Below are 1,464 nucleotides of genomic sequence, written 5' to 3' on the forward strand. Positions count from 1 at the left end.
ATGTGATGTCTAGCGACATTTTGGACACGGAGTCCAGGATGTTTTTGGACGGGATGTCTAGTGGCTTTTTGGACGTTTGCGGCGGTGGAATAGCCGGATGGCTATTCCATTGCATAAGCGTAGAAAGGTCGCAGATTTCGATCCCGTTCGTGACGGCAAGACGGTCACACAGTTTTGCAAAGAATTGGGAATCTCGCGGCAGACGTACCACAACATCAAAAGCCGGATAGCGCAGAAGGGTCGGGCAGGCATTGTGCCGGATTCGACTGCCCCGAAGAATCCGATTAAGAAATTCCACGAGGCCGACAAAATCGCAGTCGTCCACGCCAGGCAGGAGTTGATGGAGCAAGGCTTGGATTATGGGCCTTGGTCGATCTACTACTTCTTGTTCGACACTGTAGGTCCAGATTCCACACCGTCGCGTTCTACAATCGCCTCGTGGCTTCATGAGCTGGGATTCGTTGATGCCAACGCCCGCAAACGGCCACGCAGCTCCTATAAGCGCTTCGCCCGCGCTCTCGTCGGTGAACTCTGGCAGATCGATGGACTGGTCTATCGCCTCTTTGACCACGCCCACACACATGTCACGATTTACCAGGTTATCGATGATGCCAGCAGGTTCGATGTCGGAACCACAGCGTTCGCTCTGCCAGAAAACGGTACTGATGCGCGCGCTGTGCTGGCCGCAGCGTTCGCCGCCTACGGCAAGCCCCAAGAAATCCTTTCCGACAATGGCGATGCGTTTGCCACCTATCACCGTGGTTTTCTCTCTGCTACTGAAACTTGGCTCGCCAGCCAAGGCGTTCTTGCTATTGCTGGTTTCGCCCCGACAACCCAGGGAAAAGACGAGCGCTCTCACCGCACGTTGACCCAGTTCCTCGATGCACGCCACCCAGTTAGCCTTGCTGAGGTCAACGCCTATCTGGCTGAATATCGCCAGGTGTACAACGAGCGACGACGGCATCAATCACTGCTGGTCGGCAAAATGCACATCACACCACGCCAGGCTTTCGATACCTTCCCCAAGGCACCGTCGCCTACGCATCCACTCGATCCTGAGCAGGTCTGGGCACGCGTAGTCGCCTACAACCAGGCGCACAATCCACACGCTGTACCCGAAATGCTAAACGGCCCCGTGGAAGCGGCAACTTCACACGAGGCCAGCACCGATGACATGGCAGCTCAGCAGGGCATACCTTCCACCGATACCCCCACACTAACGGTGCCGACGACAAATTCAACAAACCATTGGGGCATCCCAGACCAGCTCTGCGTGAGCAAAGATGGCGTTGTACGCGTGTGCGGCTTCGGTCTCTACATTGGTCTGAGGTTTAAAAACCGCAGGCTCTACTCCACGGTCACAGCCGATAACGTTGCGGAGTTTTACACGGCCCATGACGGTGAATTCCTCTTCAGCGTGCCGCTGCCAATCACGTTGAGCCACAGGCCACCAGGTGGCCAGAT

General features: G+C 56.1%; 1 protein-coding gene. It reads left to right on the forward strand.

Annotated elements, in window-relative coordinates; all coding sequences use genetic code 11:
- Window positions 1-97 precede the first annotated feature (97 nt).
- The coding region (locus HMPREF3149_RS07375; protein ID WP_070537296.1) for an integrase core domain-containing protein at window positions 98-1,464 on the forward strand (1,367 nt) is incomplete at its 3' end.

It is taken from the genome of Corynebacterium sp. HMSC05E07 (assembly GCF_001807225.1).
In the GTDB taxonomy this organism is placed as follows: domain Bacteria; phylum Actinomycetota; class Actinomycetes; order Mycobacteriales; family Mycobacteriaceae; genus Corynebacterium; species Corynebacterium singulare.